Origin of the sequence: Paenibacillus oralis, from assembly GCF_003863965.1 — a bacterium.
In the GTDB taxonomy this organism is placed as follows: Bacteria; Bacillota; Bacilli; order Paenibacillales; family Paenibacillaceae; genus Fontibacillus; species Fontibacillus oralis.
Map to the genome: position 1 here is coordinate 1870536 of NZ_RRCN01000001.1, position 6953 is coordinate 1877488.

A 6953-nucleotide genomic window follows, 5' to 3' on the forward strand; every position below is an offset into this window, starting at 1 on the left:
TTTTCGCTATTTGGAAGAAGCCTTCAACCGTCCGTACGCTACCGCGTAACGCCGGATTTTTTTATAAACCTCTTTTGGGTGCAGCAATTTGAAAGGGAACAAGGCCGGGAGCGTGTTCACCTCCAAAATCCAGATGTGATGCTGTTCGTCGATGGCGATGTCCAGGCCGATTTCCTTCAGACCCGGAACCTTGCGGGCCAACTGGGCCGCTACCCGTTCGCCGACCGATTTCATATCTTTGTAAAGGTGGGCGAATTCTTTTGGGGACGTGTAAGGGGCTAGTAGATCTTCGATCAGCATCACGCTGCCGCCGCCGTGATAGTTGGTGATCACTTTTTGCTTGGCCGCCACCCGGCCGATAAACCCGGTCGTTTCCCAGGTTTTGCGCGGGGTTTTCTGGACTAGGGCGCGTATGTCGAATTTCCGCCGCCGATACGTGAGCGCGTGAATTCCTTTTTGAATCAGATAAGGCGTCTGCCCGATTTTTTCCTCAAGCGCCTCATGCAATGCTTCCACCATCGGGAACAGTTCGGATTCCGTTCCGTACCTTAGCTTGTATTGTATTGGACTGTCCGGTATAAGTTCGTCTCTCCAGAGTTCGACGCTCATGACACCGTTGCCGTAGGTTCCGTTGTCCGGCTTGACAAAGACGAACCCGTATTCGATCAACATATCCCGAAGAGGCTCGAAAGCGAATTTTCGGGTATCCGGAATATGAGGACGAAGAGATTCATTTTGCCGGATAATTTTCGTTTTTTTCCACTTGCTTGCGATACGTTGAATCGCCAAATCGAGATCCTTCCTTTCTTCAGTCTTCTTTGCCGAATCATTTTCCGAGTGCGAAAACATAGGACAGAAGAGATAAACAATGATATAATTATAAGATATGGGGATTTTATAAGCTTTTTTGGCCTATATCCGTAGTGTATGTACGAACGTTTCGATGGGAGTGGACACATCCCTATTTTTTTGCTGTCCTTATGGAATGTGTGATAAAAACCGGCCCACGTTTAATTGAGCTTGCTTTGTGAAAGTAATATAATGAAAGTGGCGGTTTTTCGGGCTTTTCCCATAGATTGGCATGTGGGTAGAAATGAAGGAGGTCCAGCATGGCGGAAGAAAAATTCTCTCAAATCATTGACCGGGACATCAATGTGGAAATGCGCGAATCCTTTATGGATTATGCCATGAGCATTATTGTCAGCCGTGCATTGCCGGATGTAAGGGATGGTCTGAAACCGGTGCATCGCCGGATACTGTATGCGATGTCGGAGCTCGGGATGCATCCGGACAAGCCGTTTAAGAAATCGGCGAGAATCGTCGGCGAAGTCATTGGTAAATACCATCCCCATGGGGATTCTCCGGTTTATGAATCAATGGTGCGGATGGCGCAGGATTTTTCCATGCGTTACATGTTCGTGGACGGCCACGGCAACTTTGGTTCCATAGACGGAGATTCGGCGGCGGCAATGCGTTACACGGAAGCGCGTTTATCCAAAATCGCTATGGAGATGCTGCGGGATATCAATAAAGAGACCATCGATTTTATGCCGAACTATGACGGCGAGGAGCAGGAACCGGTTGTGCTGCCGTCGCGTTTTCCGAATTTGCTCGTAAACGGGGTTTCGGGGATCGCGGTCGGGATGGCGACCAGTATTCCGCCGCATAATTTGGGTGAAGTGATCGACGGGGTTCATGCGTTAATCGAGAATCCGGATATCAGTTCACTGGAATTGATGGATTATATCAAAGGGCCCGATTTTCCGACGGCAGGTTTCGTCATCGGCCGTTCCGGCATTCGGCAGGCCTATACGACAGGCCGGGGAGCCGTGACAATGCGGGCCCGGACGACGATCGAAGAGCATAACAACAAGGCGCGGATCATCGTGGAGGAACTTCCTTACATGGTGAACAAAGCCCGGTTGGTGGAGAAGATCGCCGAACTTGTCCGGGAGAAGAGAATCGACGGCATCACCGATTTGCGGGACGAGTCGGACCGCACCGGGATGCGCGTCGTCATCGAGCTTCGCCGCGACGTGAATCCAAACGTAGTGCTGAACAATTTGTTCAAACATACGGCGATGCAGAGTACGTTTGGCATTAACATGATCGCGATCGTCAACAATGAACCTAGGCTGCTGACGCTCAAGGAAGTCCTTAGTCATTATTTGCAGCACCAGGTTGAAGTTATTCGCCGGCGCACGGAATTCGAGTTGAAAAAAGCCGAAGCCCGGGCGCATATCCTGGAAGGTTTGCGCATCGCTTTGGATCATATCGACGAAGTTATCGCCTTGATTCGCGCTTCCAATTCCGATGAAGAAGCCCGCGAAGGTTTGATGACGCAATTCGGTTTGAGCCTTGACCAGGCTCAGGCTATCCTCGACATGAGACTGCGCCGTTTGACCGGATTGGAACGCGAGAAGATTGAAAGCGAATATAACGAATTGCTGCAAAAAATCGCAGAGTATCGCGAGATTTTGGCCAGCGAAACGTTGGTGCTTAAAATCATCGGTGAGGAGCTGCAGGATATCCGCGAGCGGCATGCCGATCCTCGCCGGACGGAAATCACGATCGGGGAAGAGAGCATTCTCGACGAAGATCTGATTCCGCAGGAAGAGGTCGTCATCACGCTTACGCATACCGGTTACATCAAACGGTTGCCGGTTACCACCTACCGCAGCCAAAAACGCGGCGGACGCGGGGTCGTGGGCATGGATACGAAAGATAATGACTTTGTGGAGCATCTGTTCGTGACGAACTCCCACCATTATCTGATGTTCTTTACCGACCGCGGCAAAGCCTACCGCCTGAAAGCTTACGAAATTCCGGAGCTGGGCCGTACGGCGCGCGGTACGCCAATCATCAACCTGATTCAGATTGAGCAGGGTGAGACCGTAAATGCGGTGATCGAGGTCGAGCGTTTTGATGAGGACAAGTATCTGTTCTTTGCGACCCAGCAGGGGATCGTCAAAAAGACGCCGATCGAAGATTACATCAACATCCGCAAAGGCGGTCTGATTGCCGTGAATCTGCGCGAGGACGACAGGCTGATCGACGTGAAGCTGACCGACGGCCAGCAGGAAGTCATCATGGGCACGGCGCAAGGGATGTCCATCCGGTTCCCGGAAAGCGACGTTCGTTCCATGGGCAGAGCGGCTACCGGGGTCAAAGGCATCACGCTGGATGACGGCGACGAGCTGATCGGCATGGATGTCGTGGTGCCGGGTCAGGACGTGTTGATCGTAACCGCCAAAGGTTACGGCAAACGTACGCCGGTTTCCGAATATCGGATCCAAAGCCGGGGCGGCAAAGGGATCAAGACGATCAACGTTACGGAAAAGAACGGTTCGGTCGTCGGCCTGAAAGTCGTTAAGGACGAGGAAGATTTGATGATCATCACAAGCAGCGGTACGTTGATCCGGACCAGCATGGAAGGTATTTCCACGATGGGCCGGAATACGCAGGGCGTGAAGTTGATCAACATCCGCGAGGATGATTACGTAGGGACCGTCTGCCGGACGGACAAAAGCGAGGACGAGCCGGACGAAGAAGGCGGAGAATCGGGCATTTCCGAAAATCCGCCGCAGGAAGGATCAGGCTCCGAGCCGGCTGCCGATACCGATAACGCTGAAGAATAAGCAGCGGATATATGAAAACAGCCTTTTCAGCCTAAAGGGCGGGAAGGCTGTTTTTTCTTCGCTTATTACGGGGACTATATAAGTTGAACTAAAGAAATGCGGGAAATAGGCAAGAGTGTGAAATGATTCTGAAGAAACAGTTCAACTTGTATAGAAAGAAAGATTGCTAGCTATTTTGCTGCCGTACTATAATGACAGTAGATGGACCGTAGTTCTTTATCCCTAAATTTGGGAGAATTGAAGGCGGATTTTTAGTTTGGACATTTGAGGAGAGAGTAAAGGATGGCTAATATCTCAATCACGGAATTAAAGCCTGGAGTCAAACTGTCAGATCACGTGCACACCCCGTTAGGCGGCCTTTTGCTGCAAAAGGGAAAGGTTTTGCTTCCGAGAGATTTGGATATTTTGCGCGCTTTTATGGTCGAACAAGTAGAGATTGAAGATTTGCAGCAGCTCCCGGAACGTAAAGCTGCGGAGATGGTGAAAGAAGTTTCCAAAGAGGGGTACTCCGCTTTTGTCGCTCCTTCCGCTTTTGCAAACGGGCCTGCGGAAAACGAGACGGCCTCCCCCTATGCGGCATTACATAAGGAATACGATCGCATGCTGCATTTGACGAAAAGCGCTTTTCAATCCGTACTGGCCGCCGAACTCCCGATTTATGAGCTCCGCCATCAGTTCGAGGCGTTGATCCGCCATTTGAAGCACTATAATGTACTCACGTTTACGCCGCAACATATGAACGAATACGATTATTTGTACCACAATGCGATCCTTTCTTCAGTGACGTCTTATCTGCTGGCGCAGTGGCACGGATTGCCGCAGAAGGATTGGATGCAGGTCGCTTTTGCCGGCTTGCTGCATGATATCGGGAATACAAAAATCGATCCGATGATTTTGTATAAACCGTCCCCGCTAACCTCTGCCGAGGCGGAGGAAATGCGCATGCATACAACATACGGCTATCAGCAGCTGCGCAAAACGGCGGCGATTAATGAAGGGGTTAGATTAACGGCGCTCCAGCATCATGAAAAGATGGACGGCACCGGATATCCGTTCCGGTTGACCGGGGATAAAATCCATATCTACGCCAAAATCGTAAGCATCGCGGATATTTTCCATGCCATGACGTTAAACCGGCGGTACCGTAAAGCCAAGTCTCCTTATCTAGTACTGGAAGAAATCCGTTCCGAGGCCTTCGGAAAGCTGGATCCCGGCGTAGTTCAAACATTTGTCGACAAGGCGACTCAATTTCATAACGGGACGCGTGTACGGCTTAGTGATGGCAGCGTAGGCGAAATTGTGTTCTCCGACCGCAATCACCCGACTCGCCCGATGGTTTCGGTCAAAGGGGAAATCGTGAATCTTGTACTGAAAAGAGAGCTGCATATCGAGGAAGTTCTTTCCTAGGGTTGATATTGCATCTGCTTTTGAGGTATATTAATAGTCGCCCGTTGCAAAATGCAAGCCAGCCGAACAACTGGAATTAGTTGCTAGAAAAAAAGGTCTTGCAATATTCTGCGAAGGGTGATATATTATAAAAGTTGCCGCTGAAACACGGCGGTGAATGAAAAAAGTTGATCTTTGAAAACTGAACAACGAGTGAGTATTAAATGAGAATTATATGGACGAATTCCAATCCGGTTAACGCCGGCGTTGAAATTCGATCCTTTCTCGTCAGATTCAAAATGAGCAAGTCAAACACTTTTCGATGGAACACCTCATACCTTCGGGTACGAGACTCCTTCCATCTTTATTGGAGAGTTTGATCCTGGCTCAGGACGAACGCTGGCGGCGTGCCTAATACATGCAAGTCGAGCGGAGTTAATCGGGAGCTTGCTTCTGATTGACTTAGCGGCGGACGGGTGAGTAACACGTAGGCAACCTGCCCGTAAGACCGGGATAACTACCGGAAACGGTAGCTAATACCGGATAATCAAGTTTCTCGCATGAGAGGCTTGGGAAAGGCGGAGCAATCTGTCACTTACGGATGGGCCTGCGGCGCATTAGCTAGTTGGTGGGGTAACGGCTCACCAAGGCGACGATGCGTAGCCGACCTGAGAGGGTGAACGGCCACACTGGGACTGAGACACGGCCCAGACTCCTACGGGAGGCAGCAGTAGGGAATCTTCCGCAATGGACGAAAGTCTGACGGAGCAACGCCGCGTGAGTGATGAAGGTTTTCGGATCGTAAAGCTCTGTTGCCAGGGAAGAACGTCTTCTGGAGTAACTGCCAGGAGAGTGACGGTACCTGAGAAGAAAGCCCCGGCTAACTACGTGCCAGCAGCCGCGGTAATACGTAGGGGGCAAGCGTTGTCCGGAATTATTGGGCGTAAAGCGCGCGCAGGCGGCTGTTTAAGTCTGGTGTTTAATCCTGGGGCTCAACTCCGGGTCGCACTGGAAACTGGATGGCTTGAGTGCAGAAGAGGAGAGTGGAATTCCACGTGTAGCGGTGAAATGCGTAGAGATGTGGAGGAACACCAGTGGCGAAGGCGACTCTCTGGGCTGTAACTGACGCTGAGGCGCGAAAGCGTGGGGAGCAAACAGGATTAGATACCCTGGTAGTCCACGCCGTAAACGATGAGTGCTAGGTGTTAGGGGTTTCGATACCCTTGGTGCCGAAGTAAACACATTAAGCACTCCGCCTGGGGAGTACGGTCGCAAGACTGAAACTCAAAGGAATTGACGGGGACCCGCACAAGCAGTGGAGTATGTGGTTTAATTCGAAGCAACGCGAAGAACCTTACCAGGTCTTGACATCCCTCTGACCGGTACAGAGATGTACCTTTCCTTCGGGACAGAGGAGACAGGTGGTGCATGGTTGTCGTCAGCTCGTGTCGTGAGATGTTGGGTTAAGTCCCGCAACGAGCGCAACCCTTGACTTTAGTTGCCAGCAAGTAAGGTTGGGCACTCTAGAGTGACTGCCGGTGACAAACCGGAGGAAGGTGGGGATGACGTCAAATCATCATGCCCCTTATGACCTGGGCTACACACGTACTACAATGGCCGGTACAACGGGAAGCGAAGGAGCGATCTGGAGCGAATCCTAGAAAAGCCGGTCTCAGTTCGGATTGCAGGCTGCAACTCGCCTGCATGAAGTCGGAATTGCTAGTAATCGCGGATCAGCATGCCGCGGTGAATACGTTCCCGGGTCTTGTACACACCGCCCGTCACACCACGAGAGTTTACAACACCCGAAGTCGGTGAGGTAACCGCAAGGGGCCAGCCGCCGAAGGTGGGGTAGATGATTGGGGTGAAGTCGTAACAAGGTAGCCGTATCGGAAGGTGCGGCTGGATCACCTCCTTTCTATGGAGTAC

General features: G+C 51.3%; 3 protein-coding genes and 1 rRNA gene. 3 read left to right on the forward strand and 1 reads right to left on the reverse strand.

The genetic code is table 11. The features are described 5' to 3' along the window. Positions 1–6: 6 nt before the first annotated feature. Positions 7–789 carry a YheC/YheD family protein gene (locus EHV15_RS08850; protein WP_128630882.1) on the reverse strand — a complete coding sequence of 261 codons (783 nt, stop codon included), beginning with the start codon at positions 787–789 and terminating at the stop codon, positions 7–9. Between the two features lie 320 nt (positions 790–1109). Here EHV15_RS08850 and gyrA point away from each other — a divergent pair, with 320 nt between their 5' ends. The 3 genes from gyrA to EHV15_RS08865 all read left to right on the forward strand — a co-directional run bounded on the left by gyrA (position 1110) and on the right by EHV15_RS08865 (position 6942). Further along, on the forward strand, positions 1110–3638 hold the full coding sequence (gyrA, locus tag EHV15_RS08855) for a DNA gyrase subunit A (protein ID WP_128630883.1): 2529 nt from the start codon (positions 1110–1112) through the stop codon (positions 3636–3638). A 282-nt stretch (positions 3639–3920) separates the two neighbouring features. Then, a complete protein-coding gene (locus tag EHV15_RS08860) occupies positions 3921–5045 on the forward strand; it encodes an HD-GYP domain-containing protein (RefSeq protein WP_128630884.1) in 1125 nt (374 codons plus the stop codon). Positions 5046–5388: 343 nt separating this feature from the next. Next, positions 5389–6942 (forward strand): 16S ribosomal RNA (locus EHV15_RS08865). The last annotated feature ends 11 nt before the right edge of the window (positions 6943–6953 follow it).

Coding starts and splice junctions, on each gene's coding strand:
- gyrA (WP_128630883.1), top strand. CDS start 1,110: ATGGCGGAAGAAAAATTCTCTCAAATCATTGACCGGGACATCAATGTG.
- EHV15_RS08860 (WP_128630884.1), top strand. CDS start 3,921: ATGGCTAATATCTCAATCACGGAATTAAAGCCTGGAGTCAAACTGTCA.